The organism is Streptomyces lothianensis, assembly GCF_047779955.1.
GTDB lineage: Bacteria > Actinomycetota > Actinomycetes > Streptomycetales > Streptomycetaceae > Streptomyces.
Genome location: NZ_JBLMKT010000028.1, coordinates 143,584 through 164,302, shown reverse-complemented (window position 1 = coordinate 164,302; position 20,719 = coordinate 143,584). Strand labels below are relative to the sequence as shown.

Sequence of the window (20,719 nt, the reverse complement as noted above, 5' to 3'; positions counted from 1 at the left end):
TGGGGCCCGTCAGGGCTCACAGTCTGCCATCCCTCCGTGCGGGGTCCCCCGCCCCTTCGCGTACCCTCGTCAAGGCCTCCCGCCGGGCCCTGTGCGGGCGACACTCCGAACGACACGCGATGCTGTCGAAGATGCGCCCAAACCCCAGATCTAGTGGTTGGATTGGCGCAGCCACCCAGAAGTTGTGGTCCCTGGTCCTGCGAGCCTCACGGATCGCCTATGCTGGGGGTCGCTTCGAGCGGGGCGGCGGTGAAGAACCGAGCCTCGCGGTGAGGCCATTCAGTCGTGCTGTGAAGGAGGGTTGGGAGCCATGCACTGTCCCTTCTGCAGACACCCCGACAGCCGGGTCGTCGACTCCCGTACGACCGACGACGGCACCTCGATCCGCAGGCGTCGGCAGTGCCCGGACTGCACCCGCCGGTTCACCACCGTCGAGACCTGCTCGCTGATGGTGGTCAAGCGCAGCGGGGTGACCGAGCCCTTCAGTCGCACCAAGGTCATCAACGGCGTGCGCAAGGCCTGCCAGGGGCGGCCCGTCACCGAGGATGCTCTCGCCCAGCTCGGCCAGCGGGTCGAGGAGGCGGTGCGCGCCACCGGCAGTGCCGAGCTGACCACTCATGACGTGGGTCTGGCCATACTCGGCCCGCTGCAGGAGCTCGACCTCGTCGCATTCCTTCGCTTCGCGTCCGTCTACCGGGCCTTCGACTCGCTCGAGGACTTCGAGGCCGCCATCACGGAACTGCGGCACACGCAGGACGCTGCCGAGCCCGGAGCTCGGCCCGAGCCCGGAGCGGAGCCCGGGTCCGAGACCGAGAACGAAGCCGCTGCCGGGCGTGCGCCCGAAGCGGAGGGGGCGGGAGCTTCGGGGGCCGCGGTCCCCGTGCCCGCCACCGCCGCCGACTGACCGGCGGGCCGGAGCGCCAGCCCTCACGAGGGGCTGTTCGCGGGCCGGGCCGGCGGCCGATCGGCGGCCACAAGACCTGTTGCGGGCGGCAGAGCTGCCCTCGCGGCACCAGACACACACCAAGCCTCGGGAAGAGCGGGGCATTTTAGGGCGTTTTAGCCCGATATAGGGAGGCGGCATGACCGAGACGACGAGCGGCCCGGCACGAGGTTCCCGCGCCAAGGGATCCAAGGCCAGCAAGGGTCTGCGTATCGAGCGCATTCACACCACCCCCGGCGTGCACCCGTACGACGAGGTCCAGTGGGAGCGCCGTGACGTCGTCATGACCAACTGGCGCGACGGCTCGGTCAACTTCGAGCAGCGTGGCGTCGAGTTCCCCGACTTCTGGTCGGTGAACGCGGTCAACATCGTCACCAGCAAGTACTTCCGCGGTGCTGTCGGCACCCCGCAGCGCGAGACCGGCCTCAAGCAGCTGATCGACCGGATCGTGAAGACCTACCGCAAGGCCGGTGAGGACTACAAGTACTTCGCCTCGCCCGCCGATGCCGAGATCTTCGAGCACGAGCTGGCATACGCCCTCCTGCACCAGATCTTCAGCTTCAACTCCCCGGTGTGGTTCAACGTCGGCACGCCGCAGCCGCAGCAGGTCTCCGCCTGCTTCATCCTGTCCGTCGACGACTCCATGGAGTCGATCCTCGACTGGTACAAGGAAGAGGGCATGATCTTCAAGGGGGGTTCCGGCGCCGGCCTCAACCTCTCCCGTATCCGTTCCTCCAAGGAGCTCCTCAGCTCGGGCGGCAACGCCTCCGGCCCGGTCTCCTTCATGCGCGGCGCCGACGCCTCCGCCGGAACCATCAAGTCCGGCGGTGCCACCCGACGCGCTGCCAAGATGGTCATCCTCGACGTCGACCACCCGGACGTCGAGTCCTTCATCGACACCAAGGTGAAGGAGGAGGAGAAGATCCGCGCCCTGCGCGACGCGGGCTTCGACATGGACCTGGGCGGCGACGACATCACGTCCGTCCAGTACCAGAACGCCAACAACTCGGTCCGCGTGAACGACGCGTTCATGAAGGCGGTCGAGCAGGGCGGCAAGTTCGGACTCACCTCCCGCATGACGGGCGAGGTCATCGAGGAGGTCGACGCCAAGTCGCTCTTCCGCAAGATGGCCGAGGCCGCCTGGGCCTGCGCCGACCCGGGCATCCAGTACGACGACACGATCAACGCCTGGCACACCTGCCCGGAGTCCGGCCGGATCAACGGCTCGAACCCCTGCTCCGAGTACATGCACCTGGACAACACCAGCTGCAACCTCGCCTCGCTCAACCTGATGAAGTTCCTCAAGGACGACGGCCTGGGCAACCAGTCCTTCGAGTCCGAGCGCTTCGCGAAGGTCGTCGAGCTGGTCATCACCGCGATGGACATCTCCATCTGCTTCGCGGACTTCCCGACGCAGAAGATCGGTGAGAACACCCGCGCCTTCCGCCAGCTCGGCATCGGCTACGCCAACCTCGGCGCCCTGCTGATGGCCACCGGCCATGCCTACGACAGCGACGGCGGCCGTGCGCTCGCCGGCGCCATCACCTCGCTGATGACCGGTACCTCCTACAAGCGCTCCGCCGAGCTCGCCGCGGTCGTGGGCCCGTACGACGGCTACGCGAAGAACGCCACGCCGCACAAGCGCGTGATGAAGCAGCACGCCGACGCCAACGCCGAAGCCGTCCGCATGGACGACCTCGACACCCCGGTCTGGGCCGCCGCCACGGAGGCCTGGCAGGACGTGATCCGCCTGGGCGAGAAGAACGGATTCCGCAACGCGCAGGCCTCGGTGATCGCCCCGACCGGCACCATCGGTCTGGCGATGTCCTGCGACACCACCGGTCTCGAGCCCGACCTCGCCCTGGTCAAGTTCAAGAAGCTGGTCGGCGGCGGCTCGATGCAGATCGTCAACGGCACCGTGCCGCAGGCCCTGCGCCGCCTGGGCTACCAGGAGGAGCAGGTCGAGGCGATCGTCGCCCACATCGCCGAGCACGGCAATGTCGTCGACGCCCCGGGCCTGAAGACCGAGCACTACGAGGTCTTCGACTGCGCCATGGGCGAGCGCTCCATCTCCGCGATGGGTCACGTACGCATGATGGCCGCGATCCAGCCGTGGATCTCCGGCGCCCTGTCCAAGACGGTCAACCTGCCCGAGTCGGCGACCGTCGAGGACGTCGAAGAGGTCTACTACGAGGCCTGGAAGCTGGGCGTCAAGGCACTCGCGATCTACCGCGACAACTGCAAGGTCGGCCAGCCCCTCTCCGCCAAGAAGAAGGAAGAGGAGAAGGAGGAGGTCACCGCCAAGTCCGAGGCGACGATCCGCGAGGCCGTCGAGAAGGTCGTCGAGTACCGCCCGGTCCGCAAGCGCCTCCCGAAGGGCCGTCCCGGCATCACCACCTCCTTCACGGTCGGCGGCGCCGAGGGCTACATGACCGCCAACTCCTACCCGGACGACGGTCTCGGCGAGGTCTTCCTGAAGATGTCCAAGCAGGGCTCGACCCTCGCGGGCATGATGGACGCCTTCTCGATCGCCGTCTCGGTCGGCCTGCAGTACGGCGTCCCGCTGGAGACGTACGTCTCGAAGTTCACCAACATGCGCTTCGAGCCGGCCGGTATGACGGACGACCCGGACGTGCGGATGGCGCAGTCGATCGTCGACTACATCTTCCGCCGCCTGGCGCTCGACTTCCTGCCCTTCGAGACGCGCTCCGCGCTCGGCATCCACTCCGCCGAGGAGCGTCAGCGCCACCTGGAGACGGGTTCGTACGAGCCCGCCGACGACGAGGTGGACGTGGAGGCCCTGGCCCAGTCGGCGCCGCGCGCCCAGGAGCCGCAGACCGTCGAGTCCGCCCCGCCGTCGCAGACCGCGGAGCCGAAGCAGGCGCACACCAGCGCCGAGCTGGTCGAAATGCAGCTGGGAATCCAGGCCGACGCCCCGCTGTGCTTCTCCTGCGGCACGAAGATGCAGCGCGCGGGCTCCTGCTACATCTGCGAGGGCTGCGGCTCCACGAGCGGCTGCAGCTGATGTGACCTGTAGGTGAGTGAGGGAGCCGGCCCTGGTGGCCGGCTCCCTCTTCGCTGTTTCCGGGCCGGTGGGGTTGTTCCGCGCGCCCCGGCTTCCGGGGGCGATGAGTTTTCGCGGCGGGGCCGGTCCACACCTGTATGGAAACCGAGATGAAGACGCACACGCTCCGGACGGCAGGCGCGGACCTCGTGTACGACGTGCGCGGGGCGCTGCCCGCCGCCGACGGGCGGCCGCCGCTGCTCATGATCGGGCAGCCGATGGACGCCTCCGGGTTCCGCGCACTGGCCGCGCGCTTTCCGGAACGGACCGTCGTCACGTACGACCCCCGCGGGCTCGGGCGCAGCACGCGGAAGGACGGGCGGGTCGACCAGGCGCCGCAGATCCAGGCCGATGATGTGCATGCCGTCATCGAGGCGCTCGGGGTCGGCCCGGTCGAGATGTTCGCCAGCAGCGGCGGCGCGGTCACCGCGCTCGCGCTCGTGGCGCAGTATCCCGCGGACGTGACCACCCTGGTGGCGCACGAACCGCCGCTCATCACGCTCACGCCGGACGGCGCGGCGGCCGAGCGGGCGCGGGCCGGTGTGCTCGCGGCGTACGAGAAGGGCGGCTGGGGTGCGGGGATGGCCGTGTTCATCGCCATGACCTCGTGGGAAGGCGAGTTCACCGAGGCGTACTTCGCCCGGCCCGCGCCCGATCCGGCCGCGTTCGGACTGCCCGTGGACGACGACGGCTCCCGTGACGATCCACTGCTCTCCGACCGCTGCTGGGCGGTCAGCAGCTACCGGCCGGACGCCGGGGCGCTCGCCTCCGCTCCCACGCGTGTGGTGATCGCCGTCGGCGAGGAGTCCGCGCACGTGCAGACCGGACGCACCTCCGTCGCGACCGCCGAACTGCTGGGGCAGCGGGTGAGCGTCTTCCCGAGCCATCACGGCGGCTTCCTCGACGGGGAGTTCGGATACGCAGGGAAGCCGGACGAGTTCGCGCAACGGCTGCGGGAGGTGCTCGACGGCGCGGCATGACGCTCAGCCGTCGGCGGGTCGGCCCCTGTCCGGCCGCCGCGTCTGCCGCTGTCCGGCCGCGGCGGCCGGCTCGACCGGCCGTCGCCTCCGTCGCCTCCGTCGGTTCAGTCGACCGCCCCCATCGCCAGCGCGAACTCCGCGGGTTCCAGCTCGAAGCCCTGGAACAGCTGCCGCAGTTGCCAGGTACGCGTGCCGTCGCGCGTGAACTCGGCGAGCACGGCGGCCGTGCACTGCGGGACGGCCGTGAAGTCGAAGTGGACCAGGTCCGTATGGGAGGCCCGCAGCCTTGCCGAGGCGTTGACCGTGTCGCCGAAGGTCACGGTGCCGTACGTCTGTTGTATCGCCACGCCGAGCAGCACCCGTCCGTAGTTCTCGCTGAGCCGGTCGAGCTCCAGGGTCATCACCTCGTCGTATCCGAGGCCCTGGCCGGTCTTGCTGTCGCGGTTCAGCGTGATCGTGCCGTCCGGGGAGCGGCTGCCGAAGTGGACCAGGTAGGCGGGCGTGCCGTGCGGATCCGATGTCTCGTACACCGCGGCCATCAGATCGAGGTCGTGCTGCGGGCTGCCGGTTGGCGCAGGGTCCCACCTCAGCCCTGCCTCCACCTTCGTGAGTCCCTTGCTGAAACTGCTCATGTGCTCTCCCGTGAACGTGCTCCTGGGGACACGCTACGTCGTCGATCTGACAACTCGCCCGTCGGTGAGCACAGTTGGGAGGCCGCTTCGGGCCGTAGTATGGCGCGGTGCTGGTCAAGTGGATGCGCTGTGCCGTGACGGACCGCAGGGGGTTCGAGCAGGGACAGCGGAGGTGGGCGGGGCTTCTGGGGGAGCCGGGGTTTCGGGGTCAGGGCGGGGGATGGAGTACGCGCCGGGCCGATGTCGTGCATGTCTTCGCGTTCTGGGAGAGCCGGGCGTTCTACGACTCGTTCATGGCCCGCTCCCATGACCGGCTCGCCTCGGCCCAGGCCGGCACGTACGCGGATATGCAGGTCAAGCTGTTCGACTACCGCTTCGATGTGAAGACGGGCTTCGAGCCGAAGTTCACCGACGCGGATCTGGTGCGCGTCGCGCACTGCCGGGTGCACGAGGAGCATGTCGAGCATTTCGCGCTGATGCAGCAGAAGGTGTGGAATCCGGCGATGGCCGGTTCGCCCGGCATGGTGCGGGGGATCTTCTCCGAGGCTCCGGGCAGCGAGTTCCTGATCCTCTCGATGTGGCAGTCCGAGGCGGAGCACGGTAAGTACCGCGAGGAGCGGGTCGAGCGGCTCTCGCTGCGGGCGCAGACCCGCAAGGACCTGATCGGGCTGGACGGGGACATCGTCCGGCTGCTGCCGCAGTGGACCGTCTGATGTGCTGACCGGCCGGGGAGCTTCACCGCACCTCGTTCGCCCGCTGCCTCATTCCACCCCGTGCGCGCGGGCACGCTCCCGTACGGTCCCGGGGGCCAGCCCGAGGTGGGTCTCGGCCGTCTCGATGACCAGGTCGCCGAGGTCCATGATCTCTTCGGACCCGGCGCCCTCCCGCGCGTCGGTATTGCTGTCCCGCGCGTCGGTATTGGCGTACGCCCCCACGCCGTCGACGGCGATGAGGATGTGCAGCGCGGCCCGCAGCGACCCCGCGGGGGTCGCGAAGCCTCCCCGCTCGATGAGCTCGACCATTGCGGTCCGGGTCACGGTCTCCTCGCGGTCCACGGCCCGGCGCAGGGGTTCCTCGACTTCGGTGAACCCTCCGAGGGCGTCTACCGCTTCATCGAGGCGCAGGGCGAGCTGCCCCTGCGGGTCCGCTGCTCCCCACTCGTTCCCGCCGACTCCACGCCCGACGTGTGGCAGCGGATCGCCGATCAGCAGCAGCTCAAGGGGCGCCGCTGGTACGTGGAGGGCGCCAAGTTCATGCTCGACGGAACCGCCGACAACGGCACCGCCTGGTTCGACCGCCCCGACACCCATGGCGAGAACCGCGAGCCGCTCTGGCGCGACCTGGACGCCTACCGCGCCGCCGTACTCTTCTTCACCGAGCGCGGCATCCCCACCGCCACGCACGCGATCGGGGACCAGGCGGTACGGCACGCCCTCGACGTACTGGAGGAGGTGGGCCCAGCCGGGCGCGCCCCGCACCGCATCGAACACGTGGAGGCCGCGGGGGACGACGTGCTCGCACGGTTCGCGCGGCTCGGGGTCGTGGCGGGGCTGCAACCCGCGCACGGCACACGGTTCACGCGCGCCGACGGCACGGACACCTGGTCGCGCCGCATCGGCCCGGACCGGGCGGCGCGTGGCTGGCGCACCCGCGACCTCCTGGACGCCGGTGCGGTCGTGGCGCTCGGCTCGGACTGGCCGATCGGGCCCGGCGACCCGCGCACCGGACTGGCCGACTGCCAGCTGCGGCGCCCGGTCGAGGAACCGCACACCGAGCCCGTCCAGCCCGCGCAGGCGCTCGACGCCCGCGCTGCGTACCGCGGCATGACGTGGGCGGCGGCGCGGGCGGGCGGCAGGGAGCACGAGCTCGGCCGGATCGCCCCCGGCTACCTCGCCGACCTCACGGTGTTCGCCGCCAACCCGCTCGGCCTCGACCCCGGCGCCCAGGCCGGCAACCCCGTGCTCGCCACCGTCGTCGGTGGCAGCGTGCAGGCGTACGCCCGTCCGGCGATGGCGCGTTGACGCCCGCCCGGGGCCGCCCGGGCCGTGCGGCAAACGGTCCTGGCGTATGGCGTATGGCGTACGGCGTACGAGGGTGCCGTGACGGATCCCGTACGCACCTTCGTACGGCCTACGGATCCGCCCTCCCCGCCGCCCCCGCCGACCTGGTCCTCACTGCCTTGACGTAGCCCCTACCGTCCCGTAGCCCCCGGTCCCCCCGAAACCACCCGCCCCACCGCCCGAGGAACCCCCGATGCCCGTCATACCGCGCCCCGCCGACCGCCTTCACCTCGCCCTCAGCAAGACCGACCCGCAGGCACGCGGGGTGGCCCGCGGGGAGCTGCTGCGGGCCGGTATTCCCGCCGCGCTCGAGGTCTACGAGCGGCTGTTCGCACTCGGCGGCATCACCGGGCCCGCCGTCCGCCAGGCCGCCGAACGAGCCCTGGACGCGGTCGGTGGCTTCCGGGCCGCGGCGCGTGAGGAGATCGAGGGCATCGCGCGGGGCGCGGGGGTCGAGGAGTGGCAGATCGGTGCGCTCAACGCGCGCACCGAGATCCTCGCCCGTTCCACCGCCGTGCCACCGGGGGAGTGCTCGACACTCGTCCGCCGCGCCGCGGACGGCGCCTTCGGCGCGCAGACCTGGGACTGGCACGTGGAGCTGTCCGAGTACTGGCACACCCTGGAGTCCCGGGGCGCGCGCCACACCGTCGTGGGCCTCACCGAGCACGGCATCCTCGGCAAGATCGGCCTCAACAGCGCGGGGCTCGCGCTGCACTTCAACATCCTCGGGCATGTCCGCGACGGCATCGGCGGCGTACCGATGCACGTGCTCGCTGCCGTCGTGCTGTCCGAGGCGGGCAGTGTCGCCGAGGCGGTGGAGCTCGTCCGGTCCGCCGCGCTCGCCTCCTCCGGATCCTTCGCGCTCTTCGACGCAGCGGGCGATGCGGTGCTCCTCGACATCAGCCCGGCCGGCGTGCACGAGATCACGCCCGACGTGCGCGGCATGCTGCTGCGCACCAACCACTTCCTCACACCCGCGCTCACCGCCGAGGAGAAATCCTGGCTGTACCAGCCCGACTCGGGCGAGCGCCGCACGTTCCTTGCCGACCGTCTCGACCGGGCCGCGCAACCGCCCGCCGGCGCCGAGGACTTGGCCGCCCTCCTGGTCACCGGTGAGGGGGAGCCGCCCGTCACCTGTCTGCCCGATCCCTCGCAGCCCCTGGGCCAACGGTGGGCGAGCCTCGCCACCGTCACCCTGGACCCGGCGAGCCGCACCGCCCGGATCCTCGACGGGACACCCGCCGACGCGGCCACCAAGAGCCCGAGGGTCCTGACCGCCGCGCTGTGAACTCCGAGCCATGCACCCGCCCTCGCTGCCGCGCGATTGTCGGTGCGGAGGCCTAAGGTTTCCGACATGGCACGACCTCGGCGCATCGTTCTCGTACGGCACGGGGAATCGGAGGGCAATGCCGATGACACCGTGTACGAGCGCGAGCCCGACCATGCGCTGATGTTGACGGAACGGGGGTGGCAGCAGGCCGAGGAGACGGGGGAACGGCTGCGCGAGCTGTTCGGTGAGGAGCGCGTCAGCGTCTATGTCTCTCCGTACCGCAGGACGCTGGAGACCTTCGAGGCCTTCGGGCTCGATGCCGGTCGCGTCCGGGTGCGCGAGGAGCCGCGGCTGCGCGAGCAGGACTGGGGGAACTGGCAGGACAGGGACGACGTCAGACTGCAGAAGGCCTACCGCGATGCGTACGGGCACTTCTTCTACCGCTTCGCGCAGGGCGAGTCCGGGGCGGATGTGTACGACCGGGTGGGGGCCTTCCTGGAGAGCCTGTACCGCAGCTTCGAGGATCCGGAGCATCCGCCGAACGTGCTGCTCGTGACGCACGGGCTGACCATGCGGCTGTTCTGCATGCGCTGGTTCCACTGGTCGGTGGCGGAGTTCGAGGCGCTGTGCAATCCCGGCAATGCCGAGATGCGGATCCTGGTGCTCGGCGCGGACGGGCGCTACGGCCTGGACCGGCCGTTCGTGCGGTGGCGCGAGCCGGAAACATATGGCGGAACCGACAGGGGGATTCGTTAGAGTGAGCGCGCGATGACCGCTGAATCTTCCTCTTCCGCATCTGCCGCAGCATCCACCGACCCCCGACTCACCCGCGCGCTCGCGAGCCTGCGCGGACTCACCGTGGGGGACGCCCTCGGTTCGCAGTACTTCGTGCCCGAGAACTATCCGCTGCTCGGGCGCCGCCAGGTCCCCGACGGGCCCTGGCCGTGGACCGACGACACCGAGATGGCCTGCTCCGTCGTGGCCGTGCTCGCCGCCCACCACCGCATCGACCAGGACGCGCTTGCGCAGTCCTTCGCCCGGCACCACGACTTCGACCGCGGCTACGGGCCCGCCGTCAACCGGATGCTGCGCCTGATCCGCGAAGGCGGCGACTGGCGCGGGCTCGCGGCCGGGCTGTTCAACGGCCAGGGCTCCTGGGGCAACGGCGCGGCGATGCGGATCGCGCCGCTCGGCGCCTGGTACGCCGACGATCCCGAGCAGGCAACTCACCAGGCCGAGATCTCCGCGTACACCACGCACCAGCACCGCGAAGCGGTCGTCGGAGCGATGGCGGTGGCCGCGGCCGCCGCGCTCGTGGCCGGGGCGAAGGAGCCGATGGGCGGCCGTGAGCTGCTGGACGGAGTGATCGGCCTGGTGCCGCGCAGCGCCGTCGGCGCCGGGCTGCGCAGGGCCCGGGACATGCTGGACTACGGCGATGCCGGCACGGTCGCCGCCGTACTGGGGTGCGGGCGGCGCACCTCCGCCCATGACACGGTGCCGTTCGCGCTGTGGTCGGCGGCGCGCGGACTCGGCGACTTCGAGGCGATGTTCTGGACGACCGCGCAGGCCGGCGGCGATGTGGACACCACCTGCGCGATCGCGGGCGGGGTCGTCGCGGCGGCGGAGGCGGGCGCGGCGCCGCGCGAGTGGGCGGCGCAGACGGAGGCATGGCCCGATTGGCTGCCGACAGAGGGCTGAGACCGGGCGGCAGTACGGGGCCGAGTGCGACCGGTCAGCGGTGGTCGTCCGACTGCCGGACGCCCACTGTGAGTTGACCGGAGGCCGCGTTCCGCAATCCCACTGTCACGGTCCTGCCACAGACGTGAGGTGTATGCCTCAAGGCTGCGCCCCTTGTGCGGCGGCGGGGCTACTCTGACGGCCCACACCACCCGATGATCTTCGCCGCTTCGGCCGATCCATGAGCTCGTGATGCTCTGCGGGCGGGTGCCGACGCAATGCCGGCCCGGGGCCAGCCACCAGGCCCAGGCCGGTCGGGAGGGGTCCTGTGTCCGATACGCCGTCCACGCCGTCCACGCCAGCCACACCGCCCACACCGCCCACACCGGAACCGCCCGCGCCGGAGCCCGAGGCGGCCCGTACCGAGCCCGCCGCCCCGTCCGTCGAGCAGCCACCGGCCGTGGCAGCCGCCTCCCCAAGACCGCAGGACGGCACTCCGTCCAGGGCGGTGGCCGCCACCGGCACGGTCCCGGCCCAGGCGGGTGCCCGGCATTCCGGCCCCTGGGCCGGGGTCCCGGCGAACCACCCCTCGCCCTTCGACGGCATCGCGGCCAAGAACCCGGCCCCGGTCCGCACCGAGACCCTCGGCGCCGCCCTGGCCGCCGGTCTCCTCAGCGCACTGCTGCTCGGCGACGGCGTGGGTGTGAACCTGCTGATCATTGCCATCCCGACGGCGCTGGCCGCGTACTTCGCCGCCCGGGCCGCAGGCCGCCGCGCCCGGCCCTGGACGCTGGCCTGGGCGGCCGGCGGCCTCGCGCTGCTCGCCGTGCCGGCGCTGCGGGACGCGGGCTGGCCGTCGTTCCTCGCCGTGGCCACGGCCTTCGGCCTCGGCTCCCTCGCCCTGCACGGCGCGCGACGCTGGCCGGGCGTGCTGCTCAACCCGTTCGGCCTGGTCGGCGCGGTGGTGCCCGGTGCCGTCTGGGCCTGGCGCGGACTGCGGGAGCGGACCGGGGGAGCTCGCGGCTCGATCGCCCCGATCGTGCGGGCGGTCGCCGTGGCGATCGTGCTGCTGTTCGTCTTCGGCGGTCTGTTCGCGGCCGCCGACTCGACGTTCGCCGGTCTGCTCTCCGGCCTCCTGCCGGATTCGGATGTCTCCGACGGTCCGCTGCGGATCCTGTTCTTCCTGCTCGGCCTGCTCGGCGCCCTCGCGGCCGCCTACACCGCCGCGGCCCCGCTGCGCTGGGACCGGATGGCCGTGAAGCCCGGACGGGCCCGCGGCCGGGCCGAATGGGCGCTGCCCCTGGTCGTGCTCAACCTGCTCTTCGCCGTTTTCAACACCATCCAGCTGACCGTCCTGTTCGGCGGCTACAAGGCCGCCCTCAAGGACGGACTCACATACGCCGAATACGCCCGCCAGGGCTTCTGGCAGCTCCTCTTCGCCACCCTGCTCACCCTCCTGGTGATCGCGGTCGCACTGCGCTGGGCACCGCGCGAAGACCGGCGCGACCGCACGCTGGTGCGTGCCGTGCTCGGCACCCTGTGCGCGCTGACCCTGATCGTCGTCGCCTCCGCGCTGCGCCGGATGCAGATGTACGTCGACGCGTACGGCCTCACACGGCTCAGGATCTCCGTCACCGCCATGGAGCTGTGGCTCGGTCTGGTGATCGTGCTCATCATGGCGGCGGGCGTATGGGGCATGCGGTGGCTGCCGCGCGCCGTCGCGGCGAGCGCCGCGGGCGGTGTCCTCGTCTTCGGCCTCGTCTCGCCGGACGCGGTGGTCGCCGGGCAGAACGTCCAGCGCTACGAGGACACCGGCAAGCTCGACGTCGACTACCTCTCCGAGCTCTCCGCCGATGCGGTACCCGCTCTGGACAGGTTGCCGGAACCCGTGCGCAGTTGCGCGCTGCGGAGGCTGGCCGATGCGCTGGCCGAGGACGAGACGTCCTGGTACGCCACGAGTTACGGGCAGTGGAAGGCGAGGACGCTCATCGAGGAGCGGCCGCTCGTCGGGGGCGTGAACTGCTACGACCTCGACGTGATCGGCTCGGACCTCTCGGACCGGGACCACTGAGCCGACGGGGGCCGGTGGCACGGTTGGGGGCGTCCTGTGTGCGAAGGGCGCCCCCAACCTCGTACAGGAAGGGCTCGCGCGGGCGGAACCGCCTCCCGGGCGAGACCGCCTCAGTGGCCCATCGGTGAGCCCGTCCCGCTGAGGGCATCCAGGTCGCTCTTGCGGACCCTGACCACCAGGATCGCGGTGATCAGCGCGAGGACCGCCATCGCGACGGCCGGGATGAAGCCCGTGGAGATGCCCTCCGAGAGGATCTCCCGGGCCCACCGCGAATCCATCGGCAGCTCCTGGGTCTCGGCGAAGGCGGCCTGCTGCTCGGGGGTCGCGTTCGCCATGAAGTCGGCCATCTGGGTCTTGGCCTCCTCGCGGCTCGCCGTGCCGAAGACCGTGGTCAGGATGGCGAGGCCGAGCGAACCGCCCACCTGCTGTGTGGCGTTGAGCAGGCCGGAGGCCGCGCCCGCCTCGTGCTGGGCGACTCCGGAGACCGCGGTGAGCGTCAGCGTCACGAAGTTGAGGCCCATACCGAAGCCGAAGATCAGCATCGGGCCGAGGATGCCGCCGAGATACGAGGTCTGCGGACTGATCAGGGTCAGCCAGGCCAGGCCCACGATCACGAAGGCGGAGCCCACGACCATGAACGGCTTCGGACCGAGCTTGGGCAGCAGCGCCTGGGAGAGCCCGGCGCCCACCACGATCGCCACCGTCACCGGCAGGAACTTCACACCCGCCTCGATGGGCGTGTCACCGAGCACGCGCTGCACGAAGAGCACGATGTAGAAGAACATGCCGAACATCGCCGCCGCGAGGCTGAGCATGATCACATACGTGCCCGAGCGGTTGCGGTCGCGGAACATCTTCAGCGGGGTGATCGGGTCCGAGGCCTTGCTCTCGATGGAGACGAACGCCGCGAGCAGCACGACGGCCGAGGCGAACGAGACCAGCGTCAGACCGTCCCGCCAGCCCTCGTCCGCCGCACGGATGAAGCCGTAGACGAGCGCGGCCATGCCGAGCGTCGAGGTGATCGCGCCGGCGATGTCGAAGCGGCCCGGGTGGCGCTCCGACTCCTTGATGTACTTCGGGGTCAGGACCGCGATCAGCACACCGATCGGCACGTTGACGAAGAGCACCCAGCGCCAGTCGAGCCACTCGGTGAGCATGCCGCCCGCGAGCAGGCCGACCGCGCCGCCGCCCGCCGAGACCGCGGCGAAGACACCGAAGGCCTTGTTGCGCTCCGGACCTTCGGGGAACGTGCTGGTGATCAGCGCCAGCGAGGTCGGCGAGGCGATCGCGCCGCCGACGCCCTGCAGTGCGCGGGCCGCGAGCAGCTGCCAGGGCTCCTGGGCGAAACCGCCGAGCAGCGATGCGGCCGTGAACAGCAGGATGCCGAACATGAACACCCGGCGGCGGCCCAGGATGTCGCCCGCGCGCCCGCCGAGCAGCAGCAGGCCGCCGAACGTCAGCGTGTAGGCGCTGACGACCCAGGTCAGGTCGGTGGTCGAGAACTTGAGCGCGTCCTGGATGTGCGGCAGTGCGATGTTCACGATCGTGGCGTCGAGCACGACCATGAGCTGGCACGCGGCGATGATGAAGAGGGCGATCCCGGCGTGGGGCGGAGGGGCGGTTGGTGCGCCGGAGGCCGGATCCGGTTCCTTGACGCGTAGGTCCTCGGGTGGGTGTGTCACGGATGCTCCCTGGGCGTATTAGTGAACGGCAGCGTTCACTAACGGCGACACTAGCGAGCGGCGCTCCTTGAACACAAGGAAATTCTTGGTGAGTTGGAGCTCGCGTGGCGGGGTGGCGGTCGCCGCGTGGGGTGTTGGGTGAGGCGTTGGCGAGGTGCTGCGCAATTGATGGCGTGCGGCCCGTCGCGAGCCGTCCACCGTCCTGGGATGCTGGAGGGATCCCGCGCTGTACCGGAAGCGGAGATTCCCCTCGGTGTGCCCGCGCCCGCCGACTCCGTTCCGTCGTGCCGCGCCCGGTCTCAACGGAGAGAGAAGCATGGCTACTTCGCACTGGACGGCCGCTCCCGCCCAGTCCCCGGCTCAGGTGGTGGTCCCGCGTCGGCGCGGAGCCGTGCTCGAGCGCGCCATCCTGGAGGCGGCGCTCGAGCAGCTGGGCACCGTCGGCTGGAACGGGCTGACCATGGAAGGCGTCGCCGCCCGCGCCCAGACCGGCAAGGCCGCGGTGTACCGGCGGTGGCCCTCCAAGGAGGACCTCGTCGCCGACGCGCTCGAAGCCGGCATGCCGCTGCTGTCCCCGGCTCCCGACACGGGCAGCGCCAGGGAGGACCTGCTGACCTTGTGCCTGACCCTGCGCGAGGCCATGTACTCGCGACCCGGCTCCGCCCTGCGCGCCGTCCTTCACGAATGCGACGGCAGCGTGGCCGCGCGCTTCCAGTCCGTGATCTTCGGCCGGGTGGTGCAGCCCGCCATCGACGCCATCCGAGAGGTCGTCCACCGCGGCGTGGACAGGGGAGAGGTGCGGCCGGGCGCCGTGAGCGACTACGTCTGCGAGGTCGTGCCCGCGATGATGATGTACCGCTCGAAGGTGTACGGAAGCGAATGGGCGCCGCTCGAGGTGGCCCGGATGATCGACGAGCTGATGGTGCCTCTGATGCGCCGGGAGGACTGAGGGGCGAGCCGGGAGAGGGGGGACGCGTGGGGCAGTGGAAGGGTGAGCGGAGGCTGGGCTGCGGCTTGGGGCGCAGCGCGGGTGGGTTACGAGGTGAACCTTGGGCCGCGGTGCGGATGGGGCGGCAAGGGGCAGGCTTTCGCCGCGGTGCGGGTGGGGGCCCAAGGGGGCAGGCTGTCGCCGCGACACCCGGCAGGCGTACGCTGGCAGCGCCATGCCGTACGAAGCACCCACCCACACCGTAGAGCGCTCGATCCGCGCGAAGACCGGCGCCAAGATCGTCGCCGGTATCGACGAGGTCGGGCGCGGTGCCTGGGCGGGGCCTGTCACGGTCTGCGCAGCGGTCACCGGTCTGCGCCGCCCACCCGAGGGCCTGACCGACTCCAAACTGCTCACTGCCAAGCGCCGGGGCGAGCTCGCCCGGGTGCTCGGCGGCTGGGTCACCGCCCATGCCCTCGGACACGCCTCACCGCAGGAGATCGACGACCTGGGGATGACAGCCGCACTGCGTCTTGCCGCCGTACGGGCCCTCGAAGCCCTTCCGGTGCGGCCCGACGCCGTGATCCTCGACGGAAAGCACGACTACCTGGGCGCGCCCTGGCAGGTGCGCACGGTCATCAAGGGCGACCAGTCCTGCGTGGCCGTGGCCGCCGCCTCCGTCCTCGCCAAGGTGGAACGCGATGCCATGATGGCCGAACTGGGCGCGGACTGCGCCGGGTTCGGATTCGAGGCGAACGCGGGCTATCCGTCGCCGGTGCACAAGGCGGCCCTCGCCGAGCAGGGGCCGACGGCGCACCACCGGCTGTCGTGGTCGTATCTCGACGCGTTGCCCAAGTGGCGACACCTGAAGAAGCAGCGGACCGCCGTGCTCGGTGAACCGGTGCCGGAAATCAAGGGGCAACTCGGGTTCGATTTCTGACACCATGCCGCACGCCGCTGTATCGGCCGGTCCCGCCGGCCGCCCCTCCGGTCGCATCGGACGCCCTGCCGGGTGTGGCGATGCACCACCCGCCGTTACGGTTCGTACCGGCGTTTGATAGACATCCAGTCATGCCTCTCCTTCCCGAGGAGCCTCAGATTCACGAGAGTGTCCAGGGTCCCCGCGCCACTCCGGCCGCCGGCCGCACCGCGCCGACCCCCCGTCCCGTACCTGGTCCGCGTCCCGCGGCAGCCCCGCGCACCGGCCGTCCCGGCCCCGGTCCCGCAAGGCCCGCCCCGCCGGTGCAGCGCAGCTCGCGCGATGCGGCCAAGCCCGCCCCCACGCGTACGCAGGCCCCGCCCGCAGCCGGCTCGGCTCCGGCCGCGGTCTCGGGTCCCGCGGCCGGCTCGGCGCCGCAGATCCAGCTGATCCCCGCGTCCGTCGAGGGTGCCCTCGACGCGGCCGAGGAGGCGGTGGACCTGCTGCTCGACTCGGGGCGTGCGCCCGGCGACGTCCTGGTGTTCACCACCGGCGAGCAGCACCCATGGGCCGCGCACGAGTTGAGCTTCGGCGAGTCCGCCTACTGGGCGCAGCACGATGCGGGGGACGACGTGTTCTACGCCTCGTCGGAGCACGTCGGCCGCGCTGCAGTGCGACCTGTCGTGGTCGTCGCCCTCAACGGCGGCACCGACGAGCAGGCCGCGGCGGCGCTGCCGCAGGCGATGGGCCGCGCGGGCGCGCTGTTCGTGGTCTGCGGCGACCCGGAGCGGATCAACTCGGCGCTGGGCGCCGGGGTCTGAGCGTGGCAGCGGGGCCCGTCCTGGAGGACGGGCCCCCTTCGTCTGCCGGAGTCCGGGCGCCATCGTGTGCGGAGACGGGCCCATTCGTACGCCGGAGCACGGCTTCAGAGCGAGGCGGCCCGGCGCAGGGGTTCGGTGCGTTCGTACTCGCCCGGCGGGTGCGCGGGATACGCGGGCTCGATGCTGTGGGGGCCGGGACTTCGGGTGTCGCTGCCGTGGGGGCCGTGGCCGTGGGTGCCGCTGCCGCTGCTGCGCGTGGCGTTGTTCCGTACGGCGCCCTGCTGCGTGGCAGTGATCCGCACGGCGCCCTCCCGTGCGGCGTCCGCGACGGAACGCACCGGGTTCGCTCGGCCCGCGTTCGGCTGCCGACCGCTGCGCCCCTCGCCGAGCACCTGCCAGCCGCCGCCGGTCAGCGTGATGTACGCGCCGCACCGCAGCCCGTGCAGGGTGCAGGCATCGCGCAGCCCCCACATCCAGGCGCCGTCCTCCTCGGTCCAACCTCCGTCACCGTCCCGGCAGTAGAGCAGCACCGCGGTGCGCACCGGGGTACGGCGGCGCAGATCATGCGGGATCACCCGGCGCAGCTGGGCGAGCAGCGCATTGCGGAACACCCAGCCGTCCGCGGGCGCGGAGCGGCGCCCGAACGAGGCGCTCGCCTTGAGGCGTTCCTCCTGGTCGAGCACGGCCACCACCGCGGTCTCCTGATCGGGCCGGTGGCGCTCGTACAGGCCGCGGACGACGTCGCGCGGACTGCGCAGCAGCGGGATCCCGGCGGCGGACCACTCGGCGGGCTCGAGCAGTCGCCCCAGCGGGCTGGAAGCGTCGGCGGGCGGTGACACGGACATGAGTCTCGTCGGGTCGGTGGACGGAGCGAGTCCGAAGGTCACGGTCCTCCCTTCGGCTACGCGCCCGCGTCGGCGGGCGAGGTCGGACGATGGAGTCTCCCCTGCGCGAGCGGAGCCGCGAGCGGAGTCGGGAGCTTGGGGAAGGGAGCGCACCGCGGCACAGCGCTGCCGGAGAGAGGAGAGCCGTGCGGGAGCGCTTCAATTCTCGCCGCGCCGACGGCTCCTAGGCAACGAGCTGTCTCGGATGCTGACCGAATTCGGTGGCTGCGCCACCAATATTCCTGCCCAGTCGGGCGGGGCCGCACGCGCCGGATGATGATTACCGTGGGTAAGCGAGTGGGTGAGTCGTGCACGGGAGGGCGACCTCGGTGGACGAGGTGGCCGATTGTCACTGGTGTCCGGTTGCATGGGGGCATGCACCAGGAACATGAAGCGGACCTGACCGAGGAATCCGAGCCGCACGGGGCGACAGAACTGCGCGGGGCGGCAGAACCGCGCGGGGCGACAGAACTGCGTGCGGAAGCCGATGCCGTGCTCGCCGAGCTGGTGGGCGGCCCACAGGGCACCGCGCGCCTGCGCGAGGACCAGTGGCAGGCCGTCGAGGCGCTGGTCAGGGACCATCGCCGGGCGCTCGTGGTGCAGCGCACCGGCTGGGGCAAATCGGCCGTCTACTTCGTGGCGACCGCCCTGCTGCGGCGGCGCGGCGCCGGACCCACGGTGATCATCTCGCCGCTGCTCGCGCTGATGCGCAACCAGGTGGAGGCCGCGGCCCGGGCCGGGATCCGCGCCCACACCATCAACTCCGCCAATCCGGAGGAGTGGGAGGCCATCTACGGAGAAGTCGAGCGAGGCGAGACCGACGTGCTCCTCGTCAGCCCCGAGCGGCTGAACTCGGTCGACTTCCGCGAGCAGGTCCTGCCTCGCCTGGCCGCCACCACCGGCCTCCTCGTGGTCGACGAGGCCCACTGCATCTCCGACTGGGGGCACGACTTCCGCCCGGACTACCGGCGCCTTCGCGCCATGCTGGCCGACCTGCCCGCCGGTGTCCCGGTCCTCGCCACCACCGCGACGGCGAACGCGAGGGTGACCGCCGATGTCGCGGAGCAGCTGGGCACCGGCGGCGGAGAGGCGCTCGTGCTGCGCGGGCCCCTCGACCGGGAGAGCCTGCGCCTGGGCGTGGTCCGGCTGCCCGATGCGGCCCACCGCCTCGCCTGGCTCGCCGAGCACCTGGACAAGCTGCAGGGCTCCGGCATCGTCTACGCGCTGACGGTGGCCGCCGCCGAGGAGGCCACCGCCTTCCTGCGCGCACGCGGCTTCGCGGTGTCCTCGTACACGGGGCGCACGGAGAACGCGGACCGCCTCCAGGCGGAGGACGACCTGCTCAACAACCGGGTGAAGGCCCTCGTGGCCACGTCGGCGCTCGGCATGGGCTTCGACAAACCGGACCTCGGATTCGTGGTCCACCTGGGCTCGCCCTCCTCGCCCATCGCGTACTACCAGCAGGTCGGCCGCGCGGGCCGCGGCGTCGACCACGCCGATGTGCTGCTGCTGCCCGGCAAGGAGGACGAGGCGATCTGGCGCTACTTCGCGGATACGGCCTTCCCGCCCGAGCAGCAGGTACGGCAGACGATCGGCGCCCTCGCCGCGGCGGGCCGCCCGCTGTCCGTGCCCGCCCTGGAAGCCGCCGTGGACCTCAGACGCAACCGGCTCGAGACCATGCTCAAGGTGCTCGACGTGGACGGTGCGGTCCGGCGCGTGAAAGGCGGCTGGACGGCCACCGGCGCCGACTGGACCTACGATGCCGAGCGGTACGCCTGGGTCGCCGAACAACGCGCCACCGAGCAGCAGGCCATGCGGGACTACGTGACAACGAGCATCTGCCGCATGGAGTTCCTGCGACGGCAACTCGACGACGAGGGCGCGGTGCCCTGCGGACGGTGCGACAACTGCGCGGGGTCGTGGCTGGATTCAGCCGTCTCCGGCGAAGCGCTCGCGGGCGCCGCCAAGGAACTCGACCGGCCCGGCGTGGAGGTCGAGCCGCGCAAGATGTGGCCCACCGGGATGGCCGCCCTCGGCGTCGAGCTCAAGGGGCGGATCCCGGCGGGGGAGCAGTGCTCGACCGGCCGCGCTCTCGGGCGGCTGTCCGATATCGGCTGGGGCAACCGGCTGCGCCCGCTGCTCGCCGAACAGACCCCGGACAGCCCGGTTCCGGACGATGTACTGCGCGCGGCGGTGGCCGTGCTCGCCGACTGGGCGCGCTCGCCCGGAGGCTGGGCGCCGGGTGTGGCGGATGCCGTCGAACGGCCCGTCGGTATCGTCGCCGTGCCTTCGCTGAGCCGCCCGCAGTTGGTGGGCTCGCTCGCCGAGGGCATCGCGGGCATCGGCAGGCTGCCGCTGCTCGGCTCGCTCACGTACGCCCGCGGGGAGAACGTCGTACGGCGCAGCAACTCGGCGCAGCGGCTCAAGGCCCTGTCCGATGCCTTCACGGTGGGCGATGAGCTCGCCGCCGCGCTCGCGCAGGCCGGGGGGCCGGTCCTGCTGGTCGACGACTACACGGACTCGGGCTGGACCCTCGCGGTCGCGGCCCGGCTGCTGCGCCGCTCGGGGAGCGGGCCCGTCCTGCCGCTGGTGCTGGCCGCGGCGGGCTAGGTGTGTTGTCCGGCGGATCATGCCGCTGACGCGAGGGGCTGGCACTCCCCCAAGCTCTCAACTTCGTTCGAGCAGGGGAGACCCCACTGAGCGGGGGAGACCCCACTGAGCGGGGGAGACCCCACCGAGCAGGGGAGTCCCCTTCGCGTCGACTCCCTCCTCCGCCGGACACCTCCTA

The 20,719-nt window shown here is 71.5% G+C and carries 16 protein-coding genes and 1 pseudogene; 13 read left to right on the top strand and 4 right to left on the bottom strand.

Features of this window, described 5'->3' with window-relative positions:
- Positions 1-310: 310 nt before the first annotated feature.
- From nrdR to ACLF6P_RS08720, 3 genes are all read left to right on the top strand, one after another.
- Positions 311-904 (top strand): transcriptional regulator NrdR, encoded by a 594-nt coding sequence (nrdR, locus tag ACLF6P_RS08730; protein WP_415949284.1) that lies wholly within the window; start codon positions 311-313, stop codon positions 902-904.
- A 178-nt stretch (positions 905-1,082) separates the two neighbouring features.
- Complete coding sequence (locus tag ACLF6P_RS08725) at positions 1,083-3,968, top strand: vitamin B12-dependent ribonucleotide reductase (protein ID WP_415949283.1); 2,886 nt, start codon at positions 1,083-1,085, stop codon at positions 3,966-3,968.
- A gap of 149 nt (positions 3,969-4,117) precedes the next feature.
- Positions 4,118-4,987 (top strand): alpha/beta fold hydrolase, encoded by an 870-nt coding sequence (locus tag ACLF6P_RS08720; RefSeq protein WP_415949282.1) that lies wholly within the window; start codon positions 4,118-4,120, stop codon positions 4,985-4,987.
- 104 nt (positions 4,988-5,091) lie between these two features.
- Here ACLF6P_RS08720 and ACLF6P_RS08715 read toward each other — a convergent pair whose 3' ends face one another.
- Positions 5,092-5,619 carry a TerD family protein gene (locus ACLF6P_RS08715; protein WP_415949281.1) on the bottom strand — a complete coding sequence of 176 codons (528 nt, stop codon included), beginning with the start codon at positions 5,617-5,619 and terminating at the stop codon, positions 5,092-5,094.
- A gap of 107 nt (positions 5,620-5,726) precedes the next feature.
- On the opposite strand from ACLF6P_RS08715, the gene ACLF6P_RS08710 reads away from it, so the two are divergent.
- A complete protein-coding gene (locus ACLF6P_RS08710; RefSeq protein WP_415949280.1) occupies positions 5,727-6,332 on the top strand; it encodes a YdbC family protein in 606 nt (201 codons plus the stop codon).
- A 48-nt stretch (positions 6,333-6,380) separates the two neighbouring features.
- Here ACLF6P_RS08710 and ACLF6P_RS08705 read toward each other — a convergent pair whose 3' ends face one another.
- On the bottom strand, positions 6,381-6,656 hold the full coding sequence (locus ACLF6P_RS08705) for a hypothetical protein (protein ID WP_415949353.1): 276 nt from the start codon (positions 6,654-6,656) through the stop codon (positions 6,381-6,383).
- Between ACLF6P_RS08705 and ACLF6P_RS08700 the strand changes: the two genes are divergently transcribed.
- From ACLF6P_RS08700 to ACLF6P_RS08680, 5 genes are all read left to right on the top strand, one after another.
- A complete protein-coding gene (locus ACLF6P_RS08700; RefSeq protein WP_415949279.1) occupies positions 6,576-7,640 on the top strand; it encodes an amidohydrolase in 1,065 nt (354 codons plus the stop codon). The two genes, ACLF6P_RS08705 and ACLF6P_RS08700, sit on opposite strands and share 81 nt — an antisense overlap.
- 232 nt (positions 7,641-7,872) lie before the next feature.
- Positions 7,873-8,967: a C45 family autoproteolytic acyltransferase/hydolase gene (locus ACLF6P_RS08695; RefSeq protein ID WP_415949278.1), complete on the top strand. Its 1,095-nt coding sequence runs from the start codon at positions 7,873-7,875 to the stop codon at positions 8,965-8,967.
- Positions 8,968-9,033: 66 nt separating this feature from the next.
- Positions 9,034-9,705 carry a histidine phosphatase family protein gene (locus ACLF6P_RS08690; RefSeq protein ID WP_415949277.1) on the top strand — a complete coding sequence of 224 codons (672 nt, stop codon included), beginning with the start codon at positions 9,034-9,036 and terminating at the stop codon, positions 9,703-9,705.
- Between the two features lie 12 nt (positions 9,706-9,717).
- Complete coding sequence (locus ACLF6P_RS08685) at positions 9,718-10,647, top strand: ADP-ribosylglycohydrolase family protein (protein WP_415949276.1); 930 nt, start codon at positions 9,718-9,720, stop codon at positions 10,645-10,647.
- 307 nt (positions 10,648-10,954) lie between these two features.
- Entirely contained in the window at positions 10,955-12,697 is a 1,743-nt protein-coding gene (locus tag ACLF6P_RS08680; RefSeq protein ID WP_415949275.1) for a DUF4153 domain-containing protein, read from the top strand.
- A gap of 110 nt (positions 12,698-12,807) precedes the next feature.
- On the opposite strand, the gene ACLF6P_RS08675 is transcribed toward ACLF6P_RS08680, so the two are convergent.
- Complete coding sequence (locus tag ACLF6P_RS08675) at positions 12,808-14,295, bottom strand: MFS transporter (protein ID WP_415949346.1); 1,488 nt, start codon at positions 14,293-14,295, stop codon at positions 12,808-12,810.
- A gap of 400 nt (positions 14,296-14,695) precedes the next feature.
- Here ACLF6P_RS08675 and ACLF6P_RS08670 point away from each other — a divergent pair, with 400 nt between their 5' ends.
- The 3 genes from ACLF6P_RS08670 (at position 14,696) to ACLF6P_RS08660 (ending at position 17,047) form a co-directional block, all read left to right on the top strand.
- A complete protein-coding gene (locus ACLF6P_RS08670) occupies positions 14,696-15,328 on the top strand; it encodes a TetR/AcrR family transcriptional regulator (protein WP_415949274.1) in 633 nt (210 codons plus the stop codon).
- 214 nt (positions 15,329-15,542) lie between these two features.
- Entirely contained in the window at positions 15,543-16,247 is a 705-nt protein-coding gene (locus ACLF6P_RS08665) for a ribonuclease HII (protein WP_415949273.1), read from the top strand.
- 131 nt (positions 16,248-16,378) lie between these two features.
- Entirely contained in the window at positions 16,379-17,047 is a 669-nt protein-coding gene (locus ACLF6P_RS08660; RefSeq protein ID WP_415949272.1) for a hypothetical protein, read from the top strand.
- A gap of 344 nt (positions 17,048-17,391) precedes the next feature.
- On the opposite strand, the pseudogene ACLF6P_RS08655 reads toward ACLF6P_RS08660, so the two are convergent.
- Positions 17,392-17,934 (bottom strand): annotated as a pseudogene (locus ACLF6P_RS08655) (hypothetical protein); the annotation flags it as partial.
- 372 nt (positions 17,935-18,306) lie between these two features.
- Between ACLF6P_RS08655 and ACLF6P_RS08650 the strand changes: the two are divergent.
- Positions 18,307-20,541 (top strand): RecQ family ATP-dependent DNA helicase, encoded by a 2,235-nt coding sequence (locus tag ACLF6P_RS08650; RefSeq protein ID WP_415949271.1) that lies wholly within the window; start codon positions 18,307-18,309, stop codon positions 20,539-20,541.
- Positions 20,542-20,719: the final 178 nt, after the last annotated feature.

Bases quoted from the DNA above. Each gene is read 5' to 3' on its own strand.
- nrdR (WP_415949284.1), top strand. From the start codon at position 311: ATGCACTGTCCCTTCTGCAGACACCCCGACAGCCGGGTCGTCGACTCC.
- ACLF6P_RS08725 (WP_415949283.1), top strand. From the start codon at position 1,083: ATGACCGAGACGACGAGCGGCCCGGCACGAGGTTCCCGCGCCAAGGGA.
- ACLF6P_RS08720 (WP_415949282.1), top strand. From the start codon at position 4,118: ATGAAGACGCACACGCTCCGGACGGCAGGCGCGGACCTCGTGTACGAC.
- ACLF6P_RS08715 (WP_415949281.1), bottom strand. From the start codon at position 5,619: ATGAGCAGTTTCAGCAAGGGACTCACGAAGGTGGAGGCAGGGCTGAGG.
- ACLF6P_RS08695 (WP_415949278.1), top strand. From the start codon at position 7,873: ATGCCCGTCATACCGCGCCCCGCCGACCGCCTTCACCTCGCCCTCAGC.
- ACLF6P_RS08690 (WP_415949277.1), top strand. From the start codon at position 9,034: ATGGCACGACCTCGGCGCATCGTTCTCGTACGGCACGGGGAATCGGAG.
- ACLF6P_RS08685 (WP_415949276.1), top strand. From the start codon at position 9,718: ATGACCGCTGAATCTTCCTCTTCCGCATCTGCCGCAGCATCCACCGAC.
- ACLF6P_RS08670 (WP_415949274.1), top strand. From the start codon at position 14,696: ATGGCTACTTCGCACTGGACGGCCGCTCCCGCCCAGTCCCCGGCTCAG.
- ACLF6P_RS08665 (WP_415949273.1), top strand. From the start codon at position 15,543: ATGCCGTACGAAGCACCCACCCACACCGTAGAGCGCTCGATCCGCGCG.
- ACLF6P_RS08660 (WP_415949272.1), top strand. From the start codon at position 16,379: ATGCCTCTCCTTCCCGAGGAGCCTCAGATTCACGAGAGTGTCCAGGGT.
- ACLF6P_RS08650 (WP_415949271.1), top strand. From the start codon at position 18,307: ATGCACCAGGAACATGAAGCGGACCTGACCGAGGAATCCGAGCCGCAC.